Annotated in this window: 24 protein-coding genes; 13 read left to right on the top strand and 11 right to left on the bottom strand. The window is 56.4% G+C overall.

The window, feature by feature from the left end; all coding sequences use genetic code 11:
- Nucleotides 1–53 precede the first annotated feature (53 nt).
- From PhaeoP97_RS17905 to PhaeoP97_RS17890, 4 genes are all read left to right on the top strand, one after another.
- Nucleotides 54–1,508, top strand: a complete 1,455-nt coding sequence (locus PhaeoP97_RS17905) for an SLC13 family permease (protein WP_072506625.1) — start codon at nucleotides 54–56, stop codon at nucleotides 1,506–1,508.
- Between the two features lie 129 nt (nucleotides 1,509–1,637).
- The gene (locus PhaeoP97_RS17900; protein ID WP_072506624.1) at nucleotides 1,638–2,957 is read left to right on the top strand and encodes a vanadium-dependent haloperoxidase; all 1,320 of its coding nucleotides are present in this window, start codon (nucleotides 1,638–1,640) and stop codon (nucleotides 2,955–2,957) included.
- 484 nt (nucleotides 2,958–3,441) lie between these two features.
- The gene (locus tag PhaeoP97_RS20675) at nucleotides 3,442–4,107 is read left to right on the top strand and encodes a hypothetical protein (RefSeq protein ID WP_237029045.1); all 666 of its coding nucleotides are present in this window, start codon (nucleotides 3,442–3,444) and stop codon (nucleotides 4,105–4,107) included.
- A gap of 4 nt (nucleotides 4,108–4,111) precedes the next feature.
- A complete protein-coding gene (locus tag PhaeoP97_RS17890) occupies nucleotides 4,112–4,552 on the top strand; it encodes a hypothetical protein (RefSeq protein WP_072506622.1) in 441 nt (146 codons plus the stop codon).
- 60 nt (nucleotides 4,553–4,612) lie between these two features.
- Here PhaeoP97_RS17890 and PhaeoP97_RS17885 read toward each other — a convergent pair whose 3' ends face one another.
- The gene (locus PhaeoP97_RS17885; RefSeq protein ID WP_072506621.1) at nucleotides 4,613–5,194 is read right to left on the bottom strand and encodes a flavoprotein; all 582 of its coding nucleotides are present in this window, start codon (nucleotides 5,192–5,194) and stop codon (nucleotides 4,613–4,615) included.
- 36 nt (nucleotides 5,195–5,230) lie between these two features.
- Nucleotides 5,231–7,387 (bottom strand): phenylacetic acid degradation bifunctional protein PaaZ, encoded by a 2,157-nt coding sequence (gene paaZ / locus PhaeoP97_RS17880; RefSeq protein WP_237029044.1) that lies wholly within the window; start codon nucleotides 7,385–7,387, stop codon nucleotides 5,231–5,233.
- Nucleotides 7,388–7,775: 388 nt separating this feature from the next.
- Between paaZ and PhaeoP97_RS17875 the strand changes: the two genes are divergently transcribed.
- On the top strand, nucleotides 7,776–8,807 hold the full coding sequence (locus tag PhaeoP97_RS17875; protein WP_072506620.1) for an NAD-dependent epimerase/dehydratase family protein: 1,032 nt from the start codon (nucleotides 7,776–7,778) through the stop codon (nucleotides 8,805–8,807).
- Between the two features lie 8 nt (nucleotides 8,808–8,815).
- Here PhaeoP97_RS17875 and PhaeoP97_RS17870 read toward each other — a convergent pair whose 3' ends face one another.
- Both PhaeoP97_RS17870 and PhaeoP97_RS17865 read right to left on the bottom strand, forming a co-directional pair.
- Nucleotides 8,816–10,057, bottom strand: a complete 1,242-nt coding sequence (locus PhaeoP97_RS17870; RefSeq protein WP_072506619.1) for a lytic murein transglycosylase — start codon at nucleotides 10,055–10,057, stop codon at nucleotides 8,816–8,818.
- A 74-nt stretch (nucleotides 10,058–10,131) separates the two neighbouring features.
- On the bottom strand, nucleotides 10,132–10,605 hold the full coding sequence (locus tag PhaeoP97_RS17865) for an Lrp/AsnC family transcriptional regulator (RefSeq protein ID WP_072506618.1): 474 nt from the start codon (nucleotides 10,603–10,605) through the stop codon (nucleotides 10,132–10,134).
- Nucleotides 10,606–10,689: 84 nt separating this feature from the next.
- Between PhaeoP97_RS17865 and PhaeoP97_RS17860 the strand changes: the two genes are divergently transcribed.
- Both PhaeoP97_RS17860 and PhaeoP97_RS17855 read left to right on the top strand, forming a co-directional pair.
- Nucleotides 10,690–11,715 (top strand): pyridoxal-phosphate dependent enzyme, encoded by a 1,026-nt coding sequence (locus PhaeoP97_RS17860; RefSeq protein WP_072506617.1) that lies wholly within the window; start codon nucleotides 10,690–10,692, stop codon nucleotides 11,713–11,715.
- Nucleotides 11,708–12,835 carry an amidohydrolase gene (locus PhaeoP97_RS17855; protein ID WP_072506616.1) on the top strand — a complete coding sequence of 376 codons (1,128 nt, stop codon included), beginning with the start codon at nucleotides 11,708–11,710 and terminating at the stop codon, nucleotides 12,833–12,835. Before PhaeoP97_RS17860 ends, PhaeoP97_RS17855 begins: the two co-directional genes overlap by 8 nt.
- On the opposite strand, the gene PhaeoP97_RS17850 is transcribed toward PhaeoP97_RS17855, so the two are convergent.
- The 5 genes from PhaeoP97_RS17850 to PhaeoP97_RS17830 are packed head-to-tail and all read right to left on the bottom strand — an operon-like array spanning nucleotide 12,836 to nucleotide 16,645.
- Nucleotides 12,836–13,987, bottom strand: a complete 1,152-nt coding sequence (locus tag PhaeoP97_RS17850; protein ID WP_237029043.1) for a sensor histidine kinase — start codon at nucleotides 13,985–13,987, stop codon at nucleotides 12,836–12,838.
- A gap of 4 nt (nucleotides 13,988–13,991) precedes the next feature.
- Complete coding sequence (locus tag PhaeoP97_RS17845; protein WP_072506615.1) at nucleotides 13,992–15,005, bottom strand: ATP-binding protein; 1,014 nt, start codon at nucleotides 15,003–15,005, stop codon at nucleotides 13,992–13,994.
- Nucleotides 15,002–15,409 carry an ATP-binding protein gene (locus PhaeoP97_RS17840; protein ID WP_072506614.1) on the bottom strand — a complete coding sequence of 136 codons (408 nt, stop codon included), beginning with the start codon at nucleotides 15,407–15,409 and terminating at the stop codon, nucleotides 15,002–15,004. Before PhaeoP97_RS17840 ends, PhaeoP97_RS17845 begins: the two co-directional genes overlap by 4 nt.
- A complete protein-coding gene (locus PhaeoP97_RS17835) occupies nucleotides 15,406–15,768 on the bottom strand; it encodes an STAS domain-containing protein (protein ID WP_072506613.1) in 363 nt (120 codons plus the stop codon). The genes PhaeoP97_RS17840 and PhaeoP97_RS17835 overlap by 4 nt, the downstream gene beginning before the upstream one ends.
- 1 nt (nucleotide 15,769) lies before the next feature.
- Nucleotides 15,770–16,645: an STAS domain-containing protein gene (locus PhaeoP97_RS17830; RefSeq protein ID WP_072506612.1), complete on the bottom strand. Its 876-nt coding sequence runs from the start codon at nucleotides 16,643–16,645 to the stop codon at nucleotides 15,770–15,772.
- Nucleotides 16,646–17,105: 460 nt separating this feature from the next.
- Between PhaeoP97_RS17830 and PhaeoP97_RS17825 the strand changes: the two genes are divergently transcribed.
- The 3 genes from PhaeoP97_RS17825 to PhaeoP97_RS17815 all read left to right on the top strand — a co-directional run bounded on the left by PhaeoP97_RS17825 (nucleotide 17,106) and on the right by PhaeoP97_RS17815 (nucleotide 20,540).
- Entirely contained in the window at nucleotides 17,106–18,476 is a 1,371-nt protein-coding gene (locus PhaeoP97_RS17825) for a hypothetical protein (protein ID WP_072506611.1), read from the top strand.
- A complete protein-coding gene (locus PhaeoP97_RS17820) occupies nucleotides 18,442–19,287 on the top strand; it encodes a COG3904 family protein (protein ID WP_237029042.1) in 846 nt (281 codons plus the stop codon). Before PhaeoP97_RS17825 ends, PhaeoP97_RS17820 begins: the two co-directional genes overlap by 35 nt.
- A 101-nt stretch (nucleotides 19,288–19,388) precedes the next feature.
- Entirely contained in the window at nucleotides 19,389–20,540 is a 1,152-nt protein-coding gene (locus PhaeoP97_RS17815; RefSeq protein ID WP_072506610.1) for a lytic murein transglycosylase, read from the top strand.
- A 97-nt stretch (nucleotides 20,541–20,637) separates the two neighbouring features.
- Here PhaeoP97_RS17815 and PhaeoP97_RS17810 read toward each other — a convergent pair whose 3' ends face one another.
- The gene (locus PhaeoP97_RS17810; RefSeq protein ID WP_072506609.1) at nucleotides 20,638–21,717 is read right to left on the bottom strand and encodes a calcium-binding protein; all 1,080 of its coding nucleotides are present in this window, start codon (nucleotides 21,715–21,717) and stop codon (nucleotides 20,638–20,640) included.
- 410 nt (nucleotides 21,718–22,127) lie between these two features.
- On the opposite strand from PhaeoP97_RS17810, the gene PhaeoP97_RS17805 reads away from it, so the two are divergent.
- Entirely contained in the window at nucleotides 22,128–23,180 is a 1,053-nt protein-coding gene (locus PhaeoP97_RS17805; protein WP_072506608.1) for a DUF418 domain-containing protein, read from the top strand.
- Between the two features lie 13 nt (nucleotides 23,181–23,193).
- Here the strand turns inward: PhaeoP97_RS17805 and PhaeoP97_RS17800 are convergent, their stop codons facing one another.
- Entirely contained in the window at nucleotides 23,194–23,928 is a 735-nt protein-coding gene (locus PhaeoP97_RS17800) for a metallophosphoesterase family protein (protein WP_072506607.1), read from the bottom strand.
- Between the two features lie 127 nt (nucleotides 23,929–24,055).
- On the opposite strand from PhaeoP97_RS17800, the gene PhaeoP97_RS17795 reads away from it, so the two are divergent.
- The gene (locus PhaeoP97_RS17795) at nucleotides 24,056–26,185 is read left to right on the top strand and encodes a YjbH domain-containing protein (protein WP_083570439.1); all 2,130 of its coding nucleotides are present in this window, start codon (nucleotides 24,056–24,058) and stop codon (nucleotides 26,183–26,185) included.
- Nucleotides 26,182–26,841, top strand: coding sequence for a YjbF family lipoprotein (locus PhaeoP97_RS17790; protein ID WP_072506606.1), 660 nt, complete (start codon nucleotides 26,182–26,184; stop codon nucleotides 26,839–26,841). Before PhaeoP97_RS17795 ends, PhaeoP97_RS17790 begins: the two co-directional genes overlap by 4 nt.
- Nucleotides 26,842–26,893 lie beyond the last annotated feature (52 nt).

The following is a 26,893-nucleotide window of genomic DNA, read 5'->3' as shown; positions in this document are numbered from 1 at the left end:
CGTTGGCGGTCCCATACCAATCCCACATATGTGATCAGAGGACCGTCAGACGCATGACCGATCAAAGCCATTCCGCCTCATCATCCAAACCGCAACTGCTGCGCAAAGGTCGGGTTTGGTTCCAGGCCCTCTGGAACCTACGCTCGCTGTGGACATTGTTCCTGATCTTTGGCTGCGCCGCACTAGTAGCGCTGGCGACATCAATCTACCTCTCGCCAGACTTAGCAATTGTGGCGGCCTTGTCTGTCACCTCAATCGGGCTGTGGGCGACTGGGCTAGTGCCAGAGTATTGGACCGCTCTGGCGTTCTTCCTCGTTGCAATTGTCTTAGGCGTTGCCGCACCGGAAACGATCTTCTCTGGATTCCACTCATCCACGTTCTGGTTGCTATTCAGTGGATTGGTGCTTGGGGCGGCAATCAAACACACCACACTCGACAAACGTGCGGCAGGTATCTTAGCGCTTCTTCCCTTGCGCAGCTACGGTGGGCTGCTATCGGGCATCGTGGCATTTTCAGTCGCGCTGGCCTTTGTGATGCCATCCTCCATCGGACGTATCATGATCCTGCTGCCAGTTATTTCGGCACTAGCTGAGCGTGTGGGATTTGGCGCAGCCTCCAATGGCCGCACAGGAATGCTGGCTGTGGCCACCTTTGGCACGTTTGCACCGGCTTTCACAATCCTGCCAGCAAACGCCCCAAACATGATCCTCGTTGGCATGGCTGAGACCATTTACGGAGTGCAAATCTCGTATTTTGATTACCTCTTGTTACATTTTCCCGTGCTTGGCGTCCTGAAATCCGTCGTTCTCGTCGGTCTGGCCATGGTGATGTTCCCTGATCGCATTCCTACCCGCATAGTGCAGCCCCCACAGGCCACCGGGCCGTTCAGTCGGCAGGAACAACTCCTTAGCCTGGTACTAGGGCTTTGCTTGCTGCTCTGGCTGACCGATCAGGTCCATATGGTATCCCCTGCCTGGGTTGGCATGGCGGCGGCGCTGATTTGCCTACTGCCAGGTGCAGATTTGACCCGCAAGGGTTGCATCAACACCGATCTCAGCTACGGCGCGCTTTTGTTTGTGGCAGGTATTATGGGGCTAGGGGCAGTCATTTCATCTGCCGGCCTGGGTGAGGCCGTGGTCAACGCCATCACTGGCACCGTGGCTTTTGGCACGGAATGGCCGATTTGGAACACATCTATCCTGATTGGCCTGTCGACACTGGTAGCCATGATCACCAACCTGCCAGGCGTTCCTGCCGTGATGACACCACTCGCAGGTGAGCTGTCAGAGGCAACCAGCTTACCATTGGAAACCGTTCTTATGACGCAGGTCGTGGCCTTTTCCAACGTTTTCCTGCCGTTCCAGGCCCCTCCACTGGTCGCGGCGATCCAAGCTGGAAATTTGCCGGCACGCGCAGTTATCCGCCTATGTCTCAGCCTGTTCCTGATCAGTTTGCTGCTGCTCGCGCCACTTGATCTTTTGTGGTGGCACCTGCTGGGCATGTTCTAATCCGGCAATCATGCCTCACCCGAAGGCCCCCAGAAGAAAAGCTGAGGGTCGCCTTCGGGACTTTCGATTTGTGCGAACAGTCAAAGCGTTTCTACCTGTAGCTGCAATTATTACGGACGAGGTATTCCGATGTTGACCCTGACCCCTTGGGCACGCCGCCTACTTTCCAGCACATGCGTTACCGGCCTGACCGCCACTATTTTTCTGGCCGCACCCGTACAGGCCGAACTTGCTGCCGACTGGCAGGAAACAGCAATGCGTTTGGTCGTAGAAGAGAAATGGCCTGGCGCGCAACGTCAGCGCACGCTGGCACTTTTGCACGCAGCCATGTTCGATGCGGCGAATGCTGTTGATGGAACCTATCGCGCCTACGCCTATGACGGTCCACAGGATCCCTCGGCTGATCGACGCGCGGCGGTGACGCAGGCCGCACGGACCGTGATGCAGGCTCTGATGCCTGAGCGCGAGACAGATCTTGCGGCCGCAGCCGAGCGGAATTTGGCTGAAATCAACGATGCGGACGCACGTGAGGCGGGTATTCGGCTTGGCAGCGCTGCAGCTCAGGCAGTACTAAATAAACGCGCTGCTGATGGCGCGGATTTTGCCAGTGATTTCACCCCCGGCCCAGCTGACAACGGCGTCTATCAACCAACCTCTCAGCGCGCGATGGTCGCCCCGAAGATCCGAAATATGCAACCCTTTGCGCTGGCTTCCGCGAAACAGTTTGATGTCCCTCCGCCGCCACAGCTTGATAGCCTGCAATTCCAACGCGACCTTGCCGAAGTTGCCAAGCTGGGCGGCGCTATGTCGCAAACCGATCCCGAACTGATTGCGATTGCTAAGCTGCACGCCGGTTCGGGATCCGGTGCCTGGAACCAGATAGCGCGCGATAGCAGTCGCGCCTGTGAACTTCCCCTCGTCGAGGAAGCCCGGACCTTGGCGCTGTTGAACATCGCTTTGACCGACGCGTTGGTCGCCGGGTTCAACGCCAAATACAGTTACCAGTTCTGGCGCCCACAAACGGCGATCGCTGCTCTCGGACAAGGATATGAGCATCCTGATCTGGTACCGATGGAAGATTGGACTCCGTTAGTGGCGGCGCCAATGCACCCCGAATACCCTTGCCAGCATTGTACCAGTGGCAGCGCCGCACAGCAGGTTATGGAAACCGTATTTGGTGCGGACGAGTTTACCTTCAGCTTTGAGGGAAAAGATGGGTATCGCCGCAGCTATCAGACCTTTGCCCAGTTTGCCGAGGAGGAAGCAGAGTCACGTGTCATTGGTGGCGTCCACTATCGGCGTTCCAACACAGTCGGTGACATGCTTGGCTATCAAATTGGCAGTTACATCAGTACGGCCTTCCTCACGCCGCGGTCTCCGGGGCAAACCAGCTTGAGCGATATGGCGGCTGATTGTGCGGGTGTATTGGCCACCGAACTCTCGCAGTAAACTTGAATGCCCCGCGGCACATCCTGCCTGTCGCGGGGCCCTCTTCCAGCCTGTTCTAGTGCACCGCCCCCGTGCAAAGGAGTTTGCCATGGCGCTGCGTCCCCATACACGCCGAACCGCCAGCTTGACCGCTTTCCTTTGCTTTTGCAGCGGGACGGCCCACTCACACGAACCCTGGCTACTAACTCCTGACGAGGTTAAAACTCTGTCGCAGAGTTCAGTACCAGATCTGTTTCGCGATCCGGTCCTGCTGATCGGGTTCGCAACAATCTGCAGCGTGATCGTCTTTACAACAGTTTTTTCTGGACAAATGATCCGCCCTTGGGAAGACAGGCTTTGTGCGCCCTTGCACAAACGAAGCCGTGATTGGGGACCGCTTTGCCTACGAGTTGGGCTGGGGTTAACCATTGGATTGAACGCGCTTGGCGGATTGCCGCGTCACGGCACAGAGATCTGGAGTACGCCAACACTCTTTGTGCCTGATATGCCTCTGACATTGACCCAAGGTTGGGATTGGCTGGCGTTGCCTGCGCTGATGATATCGGCGTTTCTAACGCTTGGGCTTGCAACCCGCATTGCGGCCATGGGCCTCTTAGGTCTGGTGGCGCTCGGCAGCTGTCTCTTTTCCCTCGATTTCATTGCATACTACGGGCTGCATTTTGCAGCACCTGCCTTGTTGCTCATGCATTATGGAGGCGGGGCGCTCAGCTTTGATCGTTTGCTCTCGGTCAGCATTCCGCCCCTGTTGCCCAACACCCCAACTCTCGTCTGGAGCCTTGCGCAGATTACCATTGGTGGCACCTTTGTCATTATCGCTATTTTGGTGAAATTCCTGCAACCCACACTGCTGATCGCGATCCTAAAACACGGCGATATATCCTTCTTAGGTATCCCGCTGCCCATGGTTGCGCTGATCATGATGGCTGTTGAACTCCTGGCAGGCGTTTTGCTGGCCCTTGGACAGTTGGTGCGCCCGATTTCGCTGTTCCTGCTGTTTGCCTTCACATTCTTCGCCGTCAGCTTGCAAGAGTCCCCCTTGCTGCATGGCAATCTTTACGGCGTGTTCCTATTCTTTCTGCTGCATGGTGGCGCACCGTTAGACATCCGACGTCGAGAGCCACAGCCCCTTGGCGACATACAAACGGTTTGAACTCATGCTGCGGTCTATTCTCTACCTCAGTTTAATCGCTTCGACCCCGCTGATTGCGATTTGTGCCAGCCTTCCGATGATCTCAAAAGTTGATGCGCTGCCATCGGCTTTGTTTGTCACAATACCTAAGAGCCAGCCCCGTCCAGAGCTGGAGATCTTCGCCGAATTCGCCCCATCTGATGGATGGTGGCTGCGGATAGAAGTCAAGAATTTTGCCTTCACCGAACTCTGCGTCAGCAAGGCCAATGCCACCGCGTTGGGCCATGCCCATGTCCACCTAGGTTTGCAAAAAATCGCAACCGCCTATCACCCTGATGTCTTCATCGGGCACCTACCCGCAGGATCGCATCAGATCACCGTCTCATTGCGCGCGCAGGATCACAGGGTGTTAGCGAGCCCTAGCGGAGGGATGTTTTCCAAGTCACTTACGTTGCAGATTCCTTAGCCCAACAAATATGCGGCGCAGTGAAACTACGCCGCAGCACGTCAAACCTCTGATCGAGGATCAGCGCGGAGATGGGAGGCGGCTTTGCAAAATTTTCACCACCTGCTCAGGGTCCGGCAAAGAGTGATGACCATGCTGGATCTTCAGCAGCGGATCATAGTTCTCACGCCAGACCGGCTCGAACACCTCGTAGCCATCCTCGCGCAGCTGGGCTACGTTACGACGCACAGCCGGTTTTTCCCACATTGGTCCGCCCATGACGGGAAACAACAGCACCGGAAAGGTCGCTGCCAAGATTACAGTCGTCAGACGGTTTTGAGAGGAGCCATGCGCAATTGCCGATAGCGTGTTGGCCGTGGTTGGCAAGATGGCAAGGATATCGTGATCCGCCACAATGCGACCAGGCTTGTCTGTGGGCCAGTCCTTAGGATTGTCCCCGCTTATCACCCGATCTAGAAACAACGCCACCGCATCCATATTCACAAATTTCGTCGCAGTTGGCGTGAATAGCGCAGACAGGTCGCAATCGATCTCATTTTTGATGGCACGCAGATAAAGCGGCAGCATGGTTGCATCCAACGAACCTGTCACCCCAATCAGAATGCGAGGACGTGTTGAAAAATCGGGGTCGAGGTTATTCATGAAAGATATCCTTATTATCAGCTGTTTACGATTGGCCTATTCGGCCGGATGGGTGACCGCCACCTGATCCGTTGCTGCGATTTGCGTCGCCGGTTGTACCGCCCCGGCAGCTGGGCTTGTCTCTGTTGGCAATGGCGGCCAGCTTTTCATCACCAGTGTCAGCAGATCAAAACGCGCCACCACCGCACCGCAGGCGTTCAAAACACAGCAATCCCAGCGCACATCACCAAATGGGGCCGATGCACGCGGACTTATCTCCTTGCAAGTGACCCGGACATGCAGGCAATCGCCAAAATAAACCGGTGCGTGAAACCGAAGATTGTCAGAACCGATATTGGCCAGAACAGGGCCCGGCGCAGGATCCACAAGCAACCCGTTGGCAAAAGAGACCACAAGCTGACCATGCGCTACCCGATCATCAAAGAACGGATGCGCCCGTGCCGCTTCGCGATCCATGTGTGCGTAAAACACATCGCCGGTAAAATGTGCAAATTGCTCGACATCTTCTTCGCTGATCCGTCGCGACGCTGTGATAAGTTGATCTCCAATGCGCAGTGTTTCCAGTGACTTGCGAAACGGATGCCCATTGCAACGAGTTTCAGCTCCTTCCACCCAGCGCCCCGTCAACGCGGTCAGCAGCTGTGGCGGCGCATGAATCTCCGTTCGCATCATATACGCAGCGACAGAACGGCGAATATCCTGCGCGCCACAGACCTGATGATTATGAGCCGTGGCAAACAGGCGTGGCACTGTCCGATCAGGAACCAGTTCCAGCGCCTGTCGTGCCATATCACTGCCGCAGATCCGAACCTGACCCTCAGCCGATGTCAGACAGGCCGCAGCCTCTTGCGCCAGCGGGCTGTCATTGGTGAATACATTTGAAAACCGCGAGCAAGGTGCCAGATTGGCCATAGCGATGGCATCACATAGACTGTCATAGGCCATCACCGTGGCAACCGGACCCTGCGCAAGGGTATGGTGAATGGACTTGGCATAGGCGGGCTGCTCACAGTGCAGCAAAACAGGCGACAGAAAGGCACCCGCACCTTCGGCGGCGACTTCCACGGGACCAGAAACCACATCCGCCTCGCGCTGTAACCCGCTCAGTGCGTTCTGCACAGTCTCCATATGCTTGCGCGAGACCAGTGTGCCCATCTGTGTGGCAGGGTCATCTGGCCACCCGATCACCGTTTCTGACAGCGCTTTCGCCAAGTGGTCTACCACCTCTGCTTCACGGTAACGTGGCAACAGGATACGTCGCACGGCATGTCGCCGCTGGCCGGCTCTCAAGGTCATTTCACTGCGAATTTCATGTAGAAAAAACGAGAACTCCGGGCTGCCGGACACCACATCGCTGCCCAGGATCGCCGCCGACAGTCCGGTCTCGCAAGACTGGAAGCGCACCAGACCTGACGAAACGACAGTATGCTGGCGGATTTTCTGGGCTGCGGTGCGGCTGCCAGAAAAACTAACGGCATCGCCAGCGGACAGATGATCCAGTACATCCATTATGTCACAATAGATCAGCTGCAGGGTACCATCGGGTAAGATGTCACTCTCATGGATCAATTTTACAAGGCGCTCGCTCACAGCGGCCGTGTCACGCGCAGGCCGAATGACACAGGGAACCCCCGCGATCAACGCAGGCACAATTTGTTCCAGCAAGCCCGAAACCGGATTGTCCATTGCAGTGACATGCAATGCGACCCCCGTCAGAGGCGCTAGGATCTGCTGGCTTCCGGTTGCCCCACCATGGTGGCTGCCATCTTCAAGATGTAACATGCGGGCATTTGGCAGGGATTTCAGCGCCTGGCCCGCCATTGCAGACAGGCGTGCAATACCGCCGTCCACATCCAGCTGGCAATCATGCCGGGTCGCGCCGACAGTCAAACTCTCACGATAGAGCGCGGCTCGATTGTCTCTCAGAATGCGGGCCAGAGCGCGCAACCGTTGTGCCCGGTCATGAAAACCCATGCAGCGCAGTGCTGGCCCAGCGATTGTGCGTGCGTAGTCCACCGCCCTTGACGCGTCAGCGCGCCCAAAGGCCAACTCAGCACCAGGCTGTTCCGTTACCGCATTACAAAGCGTCTGTGTTTGGTCACCGTGGTGAGACCATTGATTGGCGATCAGGCTTTGAAGGAGGCGGGGTCGTTGTACAGGATCAGTCAATTCAAAGCCCTCTTGCTGTTGCATGGCCGAATGGTGCAGCTGATCCGCCAGTGGCCCTGCTCATGCGGCGCATCGCATCCTCTTGGGTTCGCTGTCGTCCAGCTGCCTTCAGGTCTCATGCAAACCGAGACACACATCCAATCGAAACTTTGAAATCAGCGCCTCAGGATTTCTGAGGCCCGATACAGGCGCAGCCCTCAATGTATTGGGGATCAGCTTTCAAAATTTTCGATGTGCAATAGCCTCTGATCCCTGCGAGCTTAGGGATAAATTCTCTGACCGCGAAATGATCCGACGCCCACGTCTTCCACAACGAAGCTGACATCAGGAGCCCAAGTTGACGCCCCATGCTTCAGAAACACATCGCCCTGGGCGATATAAGGCCACCGCATCCGATCCAAGGCATCTCTGCGTGGCAGGGATTTCTGGACTGGCAGGGGCCCATATCGCGCGTGCTGCTCTTGCGCAGGGCTGGCGAGTGACGGGAACCATGCGAGATCTTTCCGATGCCAACAAAACGAAACCCTTGATGGCAATGCCGGGCGCACATGAGCGATTGCGCCTTGCCGCCGCGGACACCGATCACCCCGAGAGCTTTGTGGAGGCGCTGAATGGCGCCGACGCCCTAGTGATCGCCTGCTTGCCGTCCATTCGCAACGCTCCCGATGGGAGGCCCGCCGCAGAGTTGGATTACAAAAGCGGCCTGTCGCATTGCGTGGCCCCTGCACAATCCGCCTGTTGCACCTTGATAGAAGCCGCCTATCGCAGCGGATTAAGTGATATAGTGCTACTGTCCAGTACGGCCTCTGCCGAGCCAGAGACAGCTCCAACCATCAAGAATGAGCTTTGGCATCATTCTGACCTTGAGAGCCAGTTGCGACAGGGTAAGTTCATTGCCGCGCAGAAAACCGCGATGGAGCTCGCCGCCACCCGTCTGGCAGAAGAACACGGTTTGCGGCTGGTGATCTTGCTTTCGGGAATGATCGTGGGGCCGGGTGTTCTGCCCTACCACCAGAATGGCCATATTCTTGGCCGTCTTCGCAATATGGCCAGAAAAGCGCAACCATGGCATCACGGAACGCCTACCGGATCCATGTCGATGATCCACCCACAGGATCTGGCCACCCTTTGCATGGCCGCGCTGGAAAACTCCAAAGCCGACGGACGCTATTTCGCAGTAACGAACAGTTGGAGCTGGCAGCAAATTTACGATGAGATCGCGCAATTCGTACCCGAAGTGGCCTTGCCGGAGCCTGCCCCCAAGGGAACAGAAATCGCTCCGCCGACGCGCTTTGATTTCACAAGGCGGAACAGTCTCGCGTCGATGCACTACGATCTTACTGACTTGATTTCCGGTTATTTTCTCTGGCTCGATGGTTTAAGCGATATCAAGGCTGATACCACCCTGGAACCAAAAGCCGCATCAGCGCAAGCCAACGCCTAGCAGGACAGTTAGTGCGCCAATACGTCTCGCATTGCCATACTTGGAAAACAGGTCGCGGCCCGTCCGCTTGCCTCTTGCCAGCGACCAATTGAGCGACGCGTCCGGAAGCCGGCAAGCCCATCTGCCCCGCCAACATCATGACCCAAGGCCTCCAATCCGCGCTGCATCGCTGCCACATCGGACCGTAACATACTGTCCACCTTGCCCCAACGTCCGGTGAAATCTTTGACACCAAATTGAATGCGATCTCCGACATGGCCGACAAACAGCGCATATAGGTCGCTCTTGTTGTACTCTTTCAGCACAGAGAAATTAGGTGTCACCAAGAATGCCGGACCATTGGTGCCGGCTGGCATCATCAGATAGGCTTTGCCGACCCGTTCGTGCGCGGGGAAGGGTCGGCCAGAACTGCGAGTGATCCCCAACGCTTCCCATTTGCGGATGCTTTGCCCCTGATCAGGGCCTTCCAATGCACAGGACACCGTCGCGGGCACCTGAACCTCGAAACCCCAATCACGTGTTTTATCCCAGCCATGGCGGGCCAGATACCCACCGATGGAAGCAATGGTATCAGCCTCCGAACGCCAGATGTCGGCGCGCCCATCACCATCCCCATCTACCGCAAACTCAAGAAAACTGGTGGGCATAAACTGCGGTTGCCCCAACGCCCCGGCCCAGCTGCTCTTCATTGTCGCTTTGGGGGCGTGTCCGGCCTCGGCGATTTGCAATGCGGCAATCAGCTCTTTGCGGAAGTAATCTGCGCGACGGCTCATGAACCCCTTGGTGCCAAGAACCTCGAACACGTTGTGCGGGATAGCAACCTGACCATACCCGCTTTCACGTCCCCAAATCGCAAGAATGATGCGCCCCGGTACACCAGTTTTCTGCTCAACCCGCGCCAAGACTGCGGCATGCCGCTTGGCCATCCGGCGTCCCATAGTTGCTGCGCCATCAACCGAAGCTCGGTTGAAGTAACGCCCGGGCGCACCAAATTCTGCCTGCCGTTGGCGACGGGGCGCGGTGCCGCTGCTACCTGGCGGAACCAAATCAGGCAGTTTCCAATTTAAACTGACCCCAGAAAACGCGGCATCAAACGTACCACGCCGCACACCAGCAGCCTTTGCTTCGGGCCAAATTTCCTGCACCAGCCAGCCCTGAAACTGGCGCTCCACCTTGGCGCGGTCTAAGGCGATTACAGGCCCAATTGGCAGGATACAAAACAATAGAAGATACAGCAGACGCAATAGCATGATGAACACTCCAGCCAATCAAGATTTTCAAGTAGCGAGGTGGTGTTACTAGAAACACACCTGCCGTTTGGACATCAGCCTGCTGCAACTGGCACTTCCAGGCTGACCTTCTTGCGCCCCATCACAACGGATGTACGAAAACGGCGTACATTAGAATCCTCAAAGAACAAACGCTTTGTCAGTTCTTCAAACGCCTCCATATCCGATGCCGTGCAAATCAGACAAAAATCCGCCTCACCGGTTAGATAGTAACACTGCTGTACCATAGGCTCAGCGTCTGCCCGTCGGGTAAAGGCATCAATTTGGTCCAAACGCTCACGTTCCAGCTCAACCATAACCACGAATGTCATTGGCATGCCGACCTTGGCAGGATCTACCAGCGCAATCTCGCCGGTGATAACCTTTCGATCACGTAGAGACTTTAGCCGTCTCTGTACAGATGCCGCTGACAAGCCTGCTTGCGCCGCCAAAGCCTCAAGCCCCAAACGGGTGTTGCGCTGTAATAGCGTCAACAGAGTGATGTCCGCCTTGTCGAGATTTTTACCCATAACATCTTATCAAAACGAAATATTTTCTCACTATTTGCTCAACTTTGATCAGAACACCGCAAATTTCCTATTTAGACTATACCTATGAACAAAATAGATGTCACGCTTGACCCCGCCCTACCCCAGCAGATGCTGCACGCCTGCCCGGCCTATCGCCCCACACCGCTTGCGCCGCATATGGTTGATGGCCAAGAGGTGTGGATCAAGGATGAAACCGACCGCATGGGTCTTGGCGCATTCAAGGCCATGGGAGGTGTTTACGCCGTGGCCCAGCTGCTGTTGCATGAGACTGGGCTTAAGCAGGCGGATCTCGGCAGTGATGCCGGGCGTGCGGCGGCATCGGACGTCACCTTCGTCTGTGCAAGTGCCGGCAATCACGGGATGGCCGTCGCTGCAGGAGCGCAGCTGTTTGGCGCCAGGTGCCGCATCCATCTGGCCGAAACAGTTCCCGAAGATTTTGTTCAGCGGCTGCGTGCCAAAGGATCAGAAGTGGTCCGCTCCGGTGCCACCTATGAGGACAGTATTGCCGCCGCAATCAAGGACGCCGAGGACAGCGGCGCCGTTCATCTCGCAGATGGATCATGGCCCGGCTACACCGAGCCGCCTCGTCTGGTGATGGAAGGATACACCGTTATCGCTCAAGAAATGCGCGACACTTTTGCCAGCTCTGGCCAATGGCCTACGCATGTTTATCTCCAAGCAGGTGTGGGTGGCTTGGCGGGTGCGATGGCCTATATGATACGCACCAATTGGGACGTTCAGCCAGAAATCATCGTTGTGGAACCGGATGCCGCGCCCTGCCTTCAGCACAGCGCCGAGGCGGGTGAAATAGTCACTGTCGAGGGACCCGTCTCCAACATGGGTCGGCTCGATTGCAAAACGCCATCCATGCTGGCCTATGACATCCTGTCTAAATCCGCAGATCGCTATATCGCCATCTCTGACAGCGCTGCATTGGATGGCGTTGCGACAGCAGCAACGCTTGGAATTGCGAGTACGCCGTCGGGCGCTGCTGGGCTGACCGCGTTGCTTCAGGATATTGAGGCAGGCATACATCCAGACATGCGTCCGCTTGTGATCCTGTCGGAAGGCGCCGTTGCCGATGCCTGATCTAGACCTTGTTGCCTTTCGCCGGGATCTGCATGCCCATCCTGAAACGGGTTTCAACCTCAAGCGCACCGCCAACGCAATCGCGCTAGAGCTGGAACGTGGCGGGCTGGAGGTCACGCGCGGCATTGGTGGTTCTGGGATCGTCGCGACATTGCGAAGGGGTGAGGATGCCGAAGGGGTCGCCCTGCGCGCGGATATGGATGCGCTGCCTATTGAGGAGGCCACAAGTCTTGACTACCGTTCGTGCCATCCTGGCCGGTTCCATGGCTGTGGCCATGACGGCCACAGCACAATGTTATTGGGTGCAGCACTACGCCTTGCACAGGATCCGAACCTAGACCAGACCGTTCATTTCTTATTCCAGCCAGATGAGGAAAACGGCACCGGTGCGGCCGCAATGATTGCGGATGGACTGTTCGACCGCTTTGCCATCAGCCGCATTTACGGCCTGCACAACATGCCCGGAATGCCTATTGGCAGTTTTGCCACTCAAGTCGGTCCGTTCTGCGCCTTTGAGGATAACTTCGAGATCCGTGTCACAGGTCTTGGCGGTCATGCATCTATGCCAGAAAAAGGCGTGGACCCCATCGTCACCGGCGCGTCGATCGTGACCCAGTTACAAACCATCACTTCGCGGTCGGTGTCCGCAAGCGATCATTGCGTCGTTTCGGTCACCGACTTTAAAACAGACGGTGCTCGTAACATTCTGGCAAGCAACGTCTTCATTTCAGGCGATTGTCGCGGGTTCGAGGCGCATGTCTCCAATACCATCGAACGCCGAATGCGTGCTATTTCAAACGGTATATGTGCCGCACAGGGCGCCAGTTGCGAGGTCCACTATTCAACGTCCTTTCAACCCTTGGTCAATGACCTGGACGCCACGGCCATGGCCGTCCGTGCAGCCAAAGAAATCGGCAATATTGACGCGGAGTACGGCCGAGTTGGGTTTTCCGAAGATTTTGCAGCCTTCTTACAACACCGTCCAGGCGCATTTGTGTTGATGGGCAACGGTACTCACGGCCCCCATGCTATGCCACTGCACAACCCCGGCTATGATTTCAACGACGAGGCAATCGACAGCGGGATCGCCTATTGGTGCGCATTGGCAAAATCGGGCTGATCACACTTGGTGCATTGGCAAAATGAATTGGACGCGCATCCCGTCTGTGCCGTCAACCTCGGTGGTGCCTGCGTATTTGCCAACCATGCTGCGGATCATCCGCCAGCCAAGCGAACCGGACCGCTCCGGGCGTGCATCGCCTTCGGTCAAACCTCTGCCATCGTCCGCGACAACCAGCCGCAAAGCATCGTCCTGTTCCGTCAACTCAACTGAAATCGACCCTTCGGATCGTCCGACAAAGGCGTGTTTGTAGGCATTGGTCAGAAGCTCACCCACCAGCAAGCCAAGGTCAATGGCCATCGAACTGGGGATTTCGCGGTCATCACCATTGACCGAGACCGAAACTTTCAAGGCTCCAGAGTTAAAGGCATCTTCAGCGTTGGCCGCAACTTCGCGCAAAAACGGCAACGCCTGCAAATGATCAACACGCGCAGAGCGTTGCAACTGTTCGTGTACGCGGATGATAGATTGCACACGCGCTTCCAAATCCGACAGCACCGATACCGTTTCGGGGGCTTTAGCATCTCTACGGCTCATTCGGATCAGCGCACCGATCAGAGCCAGATTGTTACCGGTGCGGTGGTGCACCTCTTTCATCAACAGGTCCCGTTCTGTGAGCGCTTCAATCAGGACGCGGTTCTGTTCTGTCAGCTCTGTAACCGGGTCGGCATTGCGGATTTTGCTAATCGCGTCGGTGGCGGATCGAACCGCAGTGATCATGGCCTCGCTCTTCAAAGGAGTTCGAAAAAGCAACTCAATTTCAGTTCCTTCGGCACTGCTGCGAATGGACTGACGGTCGGCAAGCCGCGACAAGCCCCGCAACCCCAAGCCCAAGCCCAAACCAGCCCCATCCGAGGCCGTCGATGCGTGCCGACCGCTCATGATATCCTCAAGATTCTCAATGCCAGCGCCCTGGTCCGTGACGATGGCGCGTAGGGCTACTTTGTCGGCGTCTTCGTGTAGACTAAGTCTGACACGCCCGACTGTGGCATGCTGTTGCGCGTTTCGCGCCGCCTCCAGAAGTGCGGTCACCGCCCGCGTCTGGGCAAAGGTGCTAAACCCCAGCGCCTTAGTAATCGCCATCGCGGTAAAGCGCAGCCGCAGAACGTCTTGTTCTGTCTCAAGTTTTAAAGTTATCAGAGCCGTTGACACCGGATCAGGTCTCTTTCGCAATTTTGATGACAGCAAGTCCGGCGTCGTCACGACCCCGGAAATTTTCGGCCATGAGTTTTCCCGCAATCAGCAAAGCTGAGCGCATCAGCAATGCGGGCTTTTCATGAAGGTCGCGCAGAGTCACAAGACCATCACTGTGCAGAATGACGACATCACCCGGTATCAGGTCGATCTCATCCGAAAAAGGCGAGACCCGCGCCGCCCCAAGCCGCCCATCACGGGTGGCAAATCGTTTGGTCTCTCCAAGGCGGGTCCTGATTGTCGCAATATTGCCGACCGAGGCATAGGACATCCGCCGCCCGCTCGCCGCTACGGCAACACAGGCCGCAACCGCCCCCCGTGTTGCGGCAATATCGACAGAAATATCCGAAAGCGCCGCAGCCGGGCTGCGGCCAGATTTGCGGGCGAAACCACGCAGTACCTCTTCAGACGCATCTGCTGCCCGTCGGCCATGGCCCAGCCCGTCGCAAAGGATAACATCTAGTCGCCCATCGGGCACCGTAGTCCGCGTCACGCAGGCCATATCCCAAGCATCCCCACAGCATGTCTCGCTTGGATGGGTAACCAACAGGCCCGCAACATCCATCACCGGTGGTTGATAGGGCGTCACCTGGAATTCGCAGGCGACCACGGTACCCTCCTCACTGTTGGAATAAATATCAAACCGATCCGAAAGTCGTTGCATCGCGCCTAGGCCCAGACCGGCAGAGCTTTCGCTGCTGACGCCATCCCGCATCATTTTGTCCAGGGCATTAATGCCGGGACCACGATCCAATACGATCAGCGCCAGCCGCGCTCCACGCACGCCCGGCATCACCTGCAATAAGCAGCGGCCACGATTGGCATAGCGAAGCACATTGGTCGCAGCTTCGCTGACGACTATCGCGATCTCTTCCGTGCGGGCATTCGAAAACCCTGCGGCCCGCGCCAACTGGCGCACGTAGCGGCGACAGACCGATACATCGCTCGGGTCTGAGATGGGCAACCAATGAGTCATATCCGGGCCATCATTGTCACGCGTGTTCCCTTGCCATCCTCACTGACCAACTCCAATTCGTCGCTCAATCGCTTTGCGCCGCCAAGGCCGCGTCCCATACTGCCCGCCGTGCTGAACCCATCTCTGAACGCCGCCTGCATATCCGCAATCCCGGGTCCGTTGTCGGTACAAATCACACTGATCGCGGATGGGGCACTGTGGATATAGATACGCGCTTCGCCTCCACCACCATGCATCACGACATTTCTGGCAATCTCACTGACAGCTGTGACAAAACGAGTTTTCTGAACTGTGCGGGCACCACGTTGGTCCATTTGATGCCCGGCAATACGACGTACTTGAATGACGTCGCGATCCCTGATCAGCGCATACACACCAACCAGAACACCGTCCGTGGGTATCATCCCCTGCTCTCGCCTCGCAAGTCCTTTAGCGCATGCGTCAGGCTAAGTGCGGTCTTGCTTTCTGGCAAATCCATACCCAGCTCAACCAATGTCATGGCAACTGCCGGTCGCATCCCCACCACATAGGTCTGCGCATCCAACAGCTTCGAGACACTGGCAAGCTGTGCCAAGATACGTCCGACAAAGGTATCAACAATCTCCAGCGCGCTGATGTCCATCACGACAGCGCGAGCCGCTTCATCAACCACACGTTCTGACAGGGCTTCTTGCAAGTCCAGAATATCAGTGTCTGAGATATCTTCCTGGATTGCCACCAACAGCACACCTTCGACAAGATATATGGCCGATGCGCTGGACATGTCAGTGATCCTTTTTCTTAGTGATCTCGTAGCCGATCCGGCTCAACGCGTCGGCAAGGCCGTTACGAATGGTCGACCGTGTCGTAACCTCGCCAACATCAACACCCAGCTGAACCATGGTCTGGGCGATGGTCGGACTGATGCCACTGATGATACATTCTGCTCCCATCAGGCGCACTGCCGCTGCCATGCGCAACATATGTTGTGCCACCTGAGTATCGACGGTCTGCACCCCGGTGAGATCAACAATCACAACCTCGGCTTGTCGCTGTAAAATGGTTTCTAGAAGGTTTTCCATCACCTCCTGAGCACGGGCGGAATCCATCGTGCCAATCAATGGCAGGGTCAGTACTTTATCCCACAGCTCCACCACAGGCGTTGACAGCTCCTGCATCTGATCGCGTTGCTGTTCAATGATGCGGTCGCGTTCGGCGATAAACACCTCTGTGCAATAAACGGCAAACGCATCAACAACGCGGGTGAAGAGCCAGATTTCCTCAACCAGGTTGGCAGGATACTTAGCCAGCCGATCCTTGAGCCGGTAAAACACCGGCGCTTTCAACGCCAATACGAATGAAGCCATATCGCTGGGTGTAACCCCGCGTTCGCTGCGCTCTTGTGTCACATCAACCAGTACATTCCGCAGTTCCGACCAAGCATCGCTGGCCAGGTCGAAACGGTCGCCCGTCGCACCTTTTTCGATGCCGGTGACCAAGGCCCTCACAAGCGCACTGGTTTGTTCGCGGCCTTCCTTGTGGCTAAACAGGTCAGTTCGTTGGACACCTTCATCGCTCTGAGTGGAGATCCATGCATCAACAATCTCTTCAAAATCGTTTTGCAGGATTGTGAGCACAGTTTCAGTCGCGGTTTCAGTCATCTCTACCTCATTTGGGCTGGAGATCCGGTGTCAACTGACCCGGAGTGCTCTGCTTGATTGCTCGATTTGATATCGCCACTCAGCACCCACTGTAAACAGGGACTTTACGATGCCGTCGCGGATACACATAAATTTCCCTTTTATCATTTAATGATAGGCACCATTGATCGTATCGCGACATCAGCTTTTCCACTTGTAACTCGCTCCGAAGAACGTTTCGATATCGGAGTCAGAAATCGCAGCCCTTATCGCTTTCGATAACGTGTCTCTGCTGTGCTGCCCGAACATTGTGCGGGGAGTTCTGAAACGCAGGCTCCACCCTAAAAACACGAAACAGCACGCAAAAAACGACCGATGATCGCACATCACGCAAAACGCAAAATCCCGATGAACGCCGGAACGACATTTGCATCCGCGTCGATGCACCATATCTTGGGGCAATCAACAGGGAGCATCGCGTATGACAACGGACCATTCAGGTCACCCATCGGGACCGCAGTCCAGACTAAGCCGCAGCGAAGCCCGTGCCGCCAGAAATGCGCGCGACCTAGAGGATCACCTGAGCTGGCTGGATAATATCACCGGCACCGCTCTTGGTGTCTTGGCGGTTGCATCCGGAATATACACCTATCTCGGCGTGTCCTCGCTGCTTGATGATACTGGAGCGTTCTCCGTGATCGCGGCGCTGGCCTATTCTGTTGCTGTGTCGGTCGGCATTTTTGTGTTCTGGTCCTATATGATGCGGCTGGTTCCCGCCGTGCGCACCGTGGCAGCCCGGATTGGACTGGTGCTTTCTATGGCCCTTGGCTCGGTCGCGATCATCGCCATGTCATCCTGGCTGAATGCTGCCGCACTCGCAGGCGCCGCCGCTGTGGAGCAGCATTTGGCCAAAACCGTGCAGGATTATCAAACCGCACTCGAACGAGCGGACGAAATTACCCAAAGTGGTCAAAGCCTTGTACGCGATGTCGCGCGTGTACGTCAGACCTTTGTGGACCTCTCTGAGCAGGAGGCAACCGGTCAGTTGTCCGGATTTGCCGGCCAAGGTGCAGTTTTTCGTCTGCTACGCCAGAAGTCGGATGAACTGGCCGCACTTGAAAGCCAAATCACCAGCCAGCAACCGCTTGTCGAGGCAGCCTTTGACGAGGGCAACGTCATTCTGTCCCGAATGCGGGCACTCACGGTGGAACAAGGCCCAGTCGAACAGCGTTCAGTACTATTCTCAGAAGAGGCCGTGCGCCTTGCCAATGTCATCACGCAATTGCGTCAACTGTCGGTTGCCCCCCTGGTTCAGCGGGCTGCGCGGGATCTCTCAGATAGCGTCGTGACACCTGAGCTGGATGGCACCGATGCGGTGACCCGGCAGGGTCAGCAAGCCACCATCGACAGCGTCCGCCGTGTTCTGGCCCAACGCGCTGATGGCCTTGGCGCGGCAGCCGCATCGGTACTGAGCATGACACCGCCGCGCGACACGACCTACACGCCCGTCTCTGCCGCCGACGCGGTCATTCTCTATGCGGGCAACTTTGTTCCGTCTTGGGCTGGCGCCATCGCAATTGACCTTTTGCCAGCCGTGTTGGTCCTGATCGTTGCTATCACACAGGGCGCGATACGTGCCGGACGCGAGGGCGCGACAACCGAGGATACGATGACGTTGGCAGAGCTGCGCGCAGCCGTGGCTGCAATCCGCGATATCGACACCTCGCTGGATCGCGTCGGCCCTGTTGTCACGCCCAGTCAGCAAGTCTCGACAGCACCGGACAACAATCCGTCAGCCGAAATTCAAGGCGCTGATATTGCCAAACTGGACGATCAGCGCCGTGCCGACTGAACGTCGCGAGCCTAGGCCGATCTCAGCATCGCGCAGCCAAAAACGTCCAGACACTTGGCGCGTGCTGCGTTGGGCGCTGGCTGTACAGTTGGGGTTTGCTGCCGCCCTACTTGGCACTGACTTGGCACAGGTCTTGCCCCGTCTCGCCTGGCCGTCGAACGCGCCGGGACTGACAGATCCAATCGGCCCCGGAGATCAGACCAGACGCTTCACTCCTGACCGGCTGCCGGCCCGTGCCCCCTCACCCGGCAGCCGCCCCTTGCCGACCACAGATGACATGCCAAGCCGATTGTCCTTTGCCACGCCACAGTGGCAGGGCAAGACAGTGTTGACCCTTACCGGTCGTATCGCCGAAGGTGACGCGACCAGGTTCACTGAATATCTTGCAACGCAGGATACCCCGCCCACACTGGTCTATCTCAACAGTCCGGGCGGATCCGTGCGTGACGCACTGGACATCGGTCGCACAATACGCGAGCGCAAAATGAATACCGTGATGAGCGCGAGCGATATTTGCCTATCGGCGTGCCCCTATGTACTGGCCGCTGGGGTGGCGCGCTACGCTGACCAGGATGCCATGGTTGGGGTTCACCAGCACTACTTTGGTCAGAACACTGTGCTGCCTGCCTTTGTCGCAGTTGAACAAATCCAGCGCGGCCAGGGCGATGTCATGCGCTACCTACAGGATATGGGGGTCGACCCGCTCTTGATGCAGCATGCACTGGTAACACCCGCAGATGAGATCTACCTACTGACGTCAGAGGAGCGGGAGTTTTATCGTCTGACCACGAGCCTTGATCCCATAGAATAAGATATGCCTAGAAACATTGGCGAATTGTTGCCTGCCTCACCTTGCAGGGCAGCAGCGATCCGCTACTGTGTAAAAAACGGCAGCGAAAAGCAGGCAGGCAGATGACAATTTCACGACGCAGCTTTGGATTTGGCCTGATGGCGCTTGGTATTGGGGCCTGTAGTGGCGGGGTCACGGGCAACAACGCCCCCTCAGTCCAGAGCGGTGGCTTGCCCGCTGATCTACGCCCGGTGCCGAACAGCGCCTATGACGCTTGGGTTGCCAGTTTCCGTCAGCGCGCCGCTGCTAACGGCATCTCCAGTAGCACACTCTCCACAGCATTTCGCGGCGCAGGCTATTTGCCGGGCGTGATCAAGCGTGATCGCAATCAGACAGAATTCAAGCGCAGCCTGGAAGACTATCTCTCGATCGCAGCCTCAGACGAACGGGTGACCAAGGGCCGTGCCGCCTTTGCCCGCCATCGCAGCACGCTTGCCACGCTTGAGAAAACCTATGGTGTCGATGCGGAAATCATCACTGCAATCTGGGGGCTAGAGAGCTTTTTTGGGGAACGCCGCGGCGACGTACCGGTGATCTCTGCGACATCAACACTGGCATTCGATGGCCGCCGGGGCGCGTTTTTTGAAAAACAACTGATTGCTGCGCTGAAGATTCTGCAGAACGGCGACATAACCGCCGAGCGAATGACGGGCAGCTGGGCCGGTGCAATGGGCCATACCCAGTTCATTCCGACGTCTTATCAGGCATTTGCCGTCGATTTTACAGGTGACGGACGCCGCGACATCTGGTCCGAAGATCCCAGCGATGCTCTCGCCTCAACCGCCGCCTATCTCGCCCGCAATGGCTGGACCCGAGGACAACGTTGGGGACAAGAAGTGGTCGGCTCTACACCCGCTAGCGGCAGTGTGATCCAGCCACAATCCGGCGGACCAAGGTTTGCCGTGACTAAAAATTTCCGCGCCATCAAACGCTACAACAACTCAGACGCTTATGCGATTGGCGTCGGCCATTTGGCCGATCGTATTGGTGGCGCAGGGCCTCTGCACAGCAACTTCCCTCCAGATGCCAATGGGTTGACCAAGGACGATCGCATCGCCCTACAAAAGCGCCTGACCGCAAAGGGTTTTGACACTGATGGCGCAGATGGCGTGATTGGACCCAATAGCGAAAAGGCAATCCGCTCGTACCAGCAAAGTCGTGGGTTGCCAGCTACCGGGACGCCCTCGCAGGCGCTGTTGCGCGACCTAGGCTAGATGACCAAAGACTGCCAGAGTGGTCCGATATCTCGGCCGTTGCCATAAAGAAATTGGGCCGCGCAACGTAATGCGCGGCCGGAATTTGCACTATACCTCAAAACAAGAAATCACCTGTACCTAGGTCATCTATGTCAACGCCTAGCAACGTGATCGTATTGCCAAGACCGTCTTCAATTATTGCATTGTTGCCGTCCTGTGAGAGGTGATTGCCCCGAAGGTCAGTGAGATCAGAGATCGCCGCAACCGCTCTCAGGTCAATTTTCTCTGCATCACTTCGCGCTGCAAAGCCACGAATTGTGTCATCACCAAAGTTACCACGGAAAATAAAGTAATCTGCCTGTGCGCCGCCGACAAGACTGTCGTTACCACTGCCACCAAACAGTCGATCAATACCGCTTCCACCGAGGATTGTGTCATGACCCGCACCACCAACCAGCCGATCATTTCCTGACCCACCGTCAAGGCGATCAGCTCCACCTTCACCATAGATGGTATCGCGACCCTGCGCGCCATTCAGCACGTCAGCTTGGCGACCGCCTTTCATCAGGTCGGATCCCCAACCGCCTCGTAGCAGATCTTCACCACTACCACCGAACAGCTCATCCTGCCCAGAGCCCCCGTTGATTGTGTCATTCCCGGCGCCACCCCGGATCGTGTCGTTACCAAGGTCGCCCTGCCCGGCGACAAAGACATCATCTCCAGCCGCCAGTCCGACGTCGTCACTACCAACGGTGCCCGTAAGCACATCGTTGGCGGCCGTCCCAACAGGTGTCTCTACGCCGACAATATTCAGTGCATCGACAACCAGGGTTCCTGTTTCGATCCCTGCGAATTCCGTGCGCAATAGGTCGAAACCGTCGGTAATATCACTGGGTTCAATTTGTGCGATGGCATCAAGAATAGCCTGTTTTTCCACGGCTGTCAGTTGTTCTGAAATAATCGGCGTCTCCAGTAGCGCCGCAACTTGGCTCACGATTTCTTGCCAATCTATCGCGAGAATCGCCTGTTCCGCGGCATCAATGATCGCAAGGAACTCCCCTACCGTCAGCTGCGTTACATTACTCGCGTTAAACGCGGCCAACAAATCCGTATTACCACTATAAGCTACAGCGCCCCCGATGTATTCGAGCCAATCTTCCAATTCCAACACATCGTTCAAAACAGCATTCGGCATATCTACCAATCACTCCACAATCGCCAATTCGGCGCCGCCCGTACTGGGCAAAACCAGAAAAACCCACCATTAGGTTACCGATAAATCATACGATAGGATGTCACCAAAATTTTAGTCAAGGAGCGATTTATTCAACTTTTGCCAGGCTGCTGCAGTCAGCACAGCTCAATCTAAACAGCCACTCATGCAACATTGCTAGGCGAAATGACGTATCATTCGTGCGAAATCAGCCTGTTTTGCTACTCCGTTCAGGTGATGTAGCACGCTTTGCCACATCAAGAGGTCGCGAGCGATCAACAAACCTACGCGTGGCCTGATCTCTACGCATCCGAGGCTTTGCGTAAATCTGTGTTGAATAATTTTGGCAAGCTTCCATATAATGAACGGACGTTCATTCAATAGGAAATATTATGCACCCCAAAACCTCCACCGTCCGCCTACAAGGGCTTGATCTTGCGCGCTATATTGCGTTTGCTGGAATGGTCATTGTCAATTTCAAGATTGCTATGGGTGCGGAAGGAGGTACCGGCCTTATCGTCGCATTCACCACTGCGCTGGAAGGGCGGGCCGCCGCCTGTTTCGTCGTTTTAGCCGGCATAGGGTTAGGACTCGCGGCCAGACGATCCGAACAAAGTACCATCTCGACTACCATACGTCGCGCTACATTTCTGATGGCTCTCGGCCTGGTCAACATGGTGATCTTCGATGCAGATATCCTGCATTATTACGCGATCTACTTTCTGCTTGGTGCATTCCTTTTGAGAGCGTCGACAAAACAGCTAAGTGCCCTGGTTGTCACATTGATCCTGACCTTCCCCGTGATGATTTTCACTTTGGATTATGATGCAGGCTGGGATTGGAAACTCTACACTTACTCTGATCTTTGGACGTTCAGTGGCTTTCTTCGACACCTATTGTTCAATGGATGGCATCCGGTAGTACCTTGGTTTGCGTTCCTGCTTTTTGGTATCATTCTGTCTCGCTTACCGCTCCAAAAATGGAAATTTCAGGTCGGTCTTAGCCTATTTGGCTTGGTAATCTATTTGGGTGTCGGGGGGCTCAGTCAGCTGGCCGTCAGGCGTCTAAGCGATATCAACCTGGAGCTGGCTCAACTGGTGACGACACTGCCAATCCCACCAATGCCCCTGTACATGATTGCCGGGTTGTCAGCTGCCAGCATTGTGATTGGCACATGTTTGTTGCTAGCACCTGTGCTGCAACGCATTGGCATTGCAAAGCTTTTGGTCCCAGCAGGGCGGCAGACCCTGACGCTATATATCGCGCATATCCTTATCGGGATGGGTACGCTTGAAGAATTGGGTCTATTGGGCGGGCAGACGGCCGCAACGGCCCTTCTGGCAGCTCTCATCTTCTGCGCCTTTGCAACGGTCTATGCGCTCCTGTGGTCGCGTTGGGCGAAACACGGCCCCATCGAAATGGCAATGCGCAAGATCGCGGGCTGACCTTGTAGAATTGTTATCGCGACATGCCAATGAACTGCACACTACCGGGACGTAGCTCTGCCGCCGTCAAACGACCTGTCGCGAACGCCCCTGTATCGAGCGCGATACGCCCTTCTTCGACTATGGGTTCGGATACGATCCAGTGGCCATGAACAACCCAAACACCATCGCTACGGGGGGTCAGCCGCGCCTCCCGGTGCCCCCATAACAAGGCCTGACGAGATTGGGTCGTAACAGGCGCACCCGGATCCGCCCCTGCGTGTGCAACAAAGACATTTCCGAACTGACAGGACAACGGCAGATTGCGTAGCCATTCGATCATCTCCCCCCCCATCGCATCTGCCAGAGTATCTGCGGCTTTTTTCAAAGCCATCTCAGATGAACGCTCAGAGATCCCACCAACATCAAAGCTTGCAAGTGTTTGCAGACCACCACTGCGCAGCCAGGCAGCGGCGTTGGCACTCGGGTCGCGTAGGAAATCCAGTAGCATGGACTCGTGATTACCCATCAGTGCCGTCACCTCTGGCTGCGCCATTAGGCGGCGCAGTACCGCGGAGCTTTGCTCACCACGATCCACATAGTCCCCCAGGCAAACCACGGGAACACCCGGGTCCAACTGTTCCAATAGCTGCGCTAGCAGGTCGTCGCATCCGTGGACATCACCTATCACATAAAAGCGCAATCCGGGGTCGATAGCTGCGAAATCTTGCCGCTTCCGCCAAAATCTGGTAATTAACCTTTTGAACATAATCACTGCTCCGTGGGGGCCTGACGCTTTTCAATCGACCGCTTTGCTGTCGTAGTGTTAGGCGGGGTTAGGCGCAGTGTGAATAACGCACCACCAAAAAAGGTGGGCACGACGAGGCTGGGTGGGAATGCGGGTACACGCATATCTTATGATTGGCTGCCTGGGTGCGCTCAGTGGCCAGCTGGTTGCCATGCAGGCACCAGCCCAAACGCTGTCAACCTATGGCACGCCCGGTTTGATCGACATTCCCACAGCCGAGGTGCTGCCGGATGGCACCCTGGCACTGACCACGTCAAATTTTAAAGACACCAGCCGAAACACTCTGACCTTTCAATTATTGCCCAGTGTCTATGGCAGCTTTCGATACAGCTATTTGCGGGATTTTGATGCCGGAGTTGGTCTTAGCCGCTATGACCGTAGCTTTGACGTTCATTTCCAGCTGCGCAGAGAAACTCCGGCAGGACCGGCCATTGCCCTTGGTCTACGTGATTTCGGTGGAACAGGCGTCTATGCAAGCGAATACCTCGTCGCAACGAAACATCTAACACCAAACGTCTCTGTGACCGGTGGGATTGGTTGGGGGCGACTTGCGGGACGGGGTGGACAGCGCAACCCGCTCACTGTCGTTGATGGGCGGTTCGATACCCGTGCAGATTCAAACGCAGGCGGGATTTCAACCACCGGTCAGCTGGATTTTGGTAACTGGTTTCGTGGCGACGCTGCCTTGTTCGGCGGACTACGTTGGAATGTGACGCCGCAATGGTCGGTAATGGCTGAATATTCCTCTGACACCTACACCGCTGAAACGCAGCGCGGGCTGACGGATGTAGACTCACCTATCAACATCGGTACATCCTATCGTTTCGACAATGGTGTAACGCTGGGCGGCTCTTACATAAACGGCTCCGCCCTTGCTGTACAGCTCAGCTATGCGTTCGACCCACGTCGCGCCGCATCACCAGCTGGCCATGGGGCTGCTGCCCCTGCCCTGAAACCCGCAGAACAAGTAGCCCTGTCCAGTTGGAACCTCGCGCAGGGAAACAACGCCACGCCAGAACCCGCCCGTTTGTATGATGTATTGAACACCCAACTCGCAGCCGAGGGCATTCGCCTTATCGGTTTTGAACGCGAAGGCAGCCGGGCGCGGATCACTGTCGAGAATCTGCGCTACGGTGCCGCCGCTCAGGCCGTTGGGCGTACCACGCGCGTGATGGCGAATACGCTGCCACAACAGCTTCAACAGTTTGAGGTCACGCTAGCCGAAAATGGCCTGCCGACCACTCGCATCAAAAGCCAGCGCAGCGACTTATATGAACTGGAAGACGATCTGGACGGTGCCTGGCGCGGCCTGGCCCGCGCACAGGTCGAAGACGCTCCTGCAGTCATCCCCGGTGCGAAAAACATCAATGCTTTCCCGCGCTTAACCTACCGATTTGGGCCGTACACTCAGCTATCATTTTTCGACCCGGATGAACCACTCCGCTATGAAGTCGGCGCTGAGCTTAAGGCCGCGTATCAGCCGACGACAGGTTTGACCATTGCCGGACAATTGCGTCAGCCTGTGGTGGGGAACCTGGACGCAACCGCCCGTCCATCCAACTCTGTCCTGCCAAAAGTTCGTTCCGACTGGGCGCGGTACGCGTCAGAATCCGATCTTCGTCTCAGCCATCTCACTGCAGAATATGCCTGGCGCCCCCGTGAGGATCTGTTTGCCCGTGTAACGGCTGGTTACCTCGAACAGATGTTTGGCGGCGTTTCGGCAGAACTATTGTGGTTCCCTGTTGGCAATAGCCTCGCATTGGGAGCAGAGCTGAACTACGCCCGACAGCGCGATTTCGACGGACAGTTTGGATTCCAGGACTACGATGTGGTGACAGGCCATGCTTCGGTCTATTACAAAACGCGTGGCGACTATCATTTTCAGGTCGACATGGGCCGATATCTTGCAGGGGATTGGGGCACCACCGTTACTGTCGATCGTGAATTTAACAACGGTTTCAAGGTAGGTGCATTTGCAACCCTGACCGATGTTTCCTACGAAGAGTTCGGCGAAGGCTCCTTCGATAAAGGGATCCGTGTTGAGGTTCCGCTGTCTTGGCTCACTGGAACACCATCACGCCGCAACATTACCCAGGTGATCCGCCCCGTTCTGCGTGATGGTGGCGCGCGGCTCAACGTTCAGAACCGTCTTTATGAGAAAGTGCGTGACAATCGTGGTCGCGCTCTTGCCGCACAGTGGGGTCGGTACGCCAGATGACATCTCTGCGACAACACCGCCGAATTGCGACCTCTCTTGCGGTCATGGTCAGTATGATGGTTGCGGGCTGCACCAATGACGAGCGTGAGATCGTCAGCCTGCAACAGATCGTCCAACCGCCAGCAGCCCCCTCGATGACCCGCATGACGGCACTTGCGGCCAATGGCGCCGCGCAAATGCAGGTCAGTTTCATCAAAACCGGTATCGCAGGCACAATGGTTGCAGAAACACACCGCGCCGGTCTGGTAACCTGGCTGTCATCAGACGGCGCAAGCCTGCAAACCGACCGCGGCCTACTGCGCGCAACGCGCGGGTTTGGTGCGGGTTTGATGGCAGTAGATCTGGATCAGTCCAGACAGCGAATATTTGAACAAGATCTAGGATCGTCGCAGCGGTTCCACAGCTATCTCACTGGGAACAATGAAATTGAGACCCGCAGTTACCACTGTGACATAGAAACGCGCGGAGCGCGGATCCTGAGAATTGATGGCATGGAAATCACGACTCGTCTGATGGCTGAGACCTGCATCAATCCAGATCAGCGATTTCTCAACCTCTATTGGCTGCGAACCCGTGACAACACATTGATCCAAAGCCGCCAATGGACTGGGCCATTCCTGGGAAATATGACGACCAGACTGCGGGTGACGCGATGACCCGCTGTGCCATAGGCGACACCCATCGCGCCACCACCACCCCGACCGGAGG

Origin of the sequence: Phaeobacter porticola, from assembly GCF_001888185.1 — a bacterium.
In the GTDB taxonomy this organism is placed as follows: domain Bacteria; phylum Pseudomonadota; class Alphaproteobacteria; order Rhodobacterales; family Rhodobacteraceae; genus Phaeobacter; species Phaeobacter porticola.
This window is presented reverse-complemented; position numbering and strand designations above follow the sequence as displayed.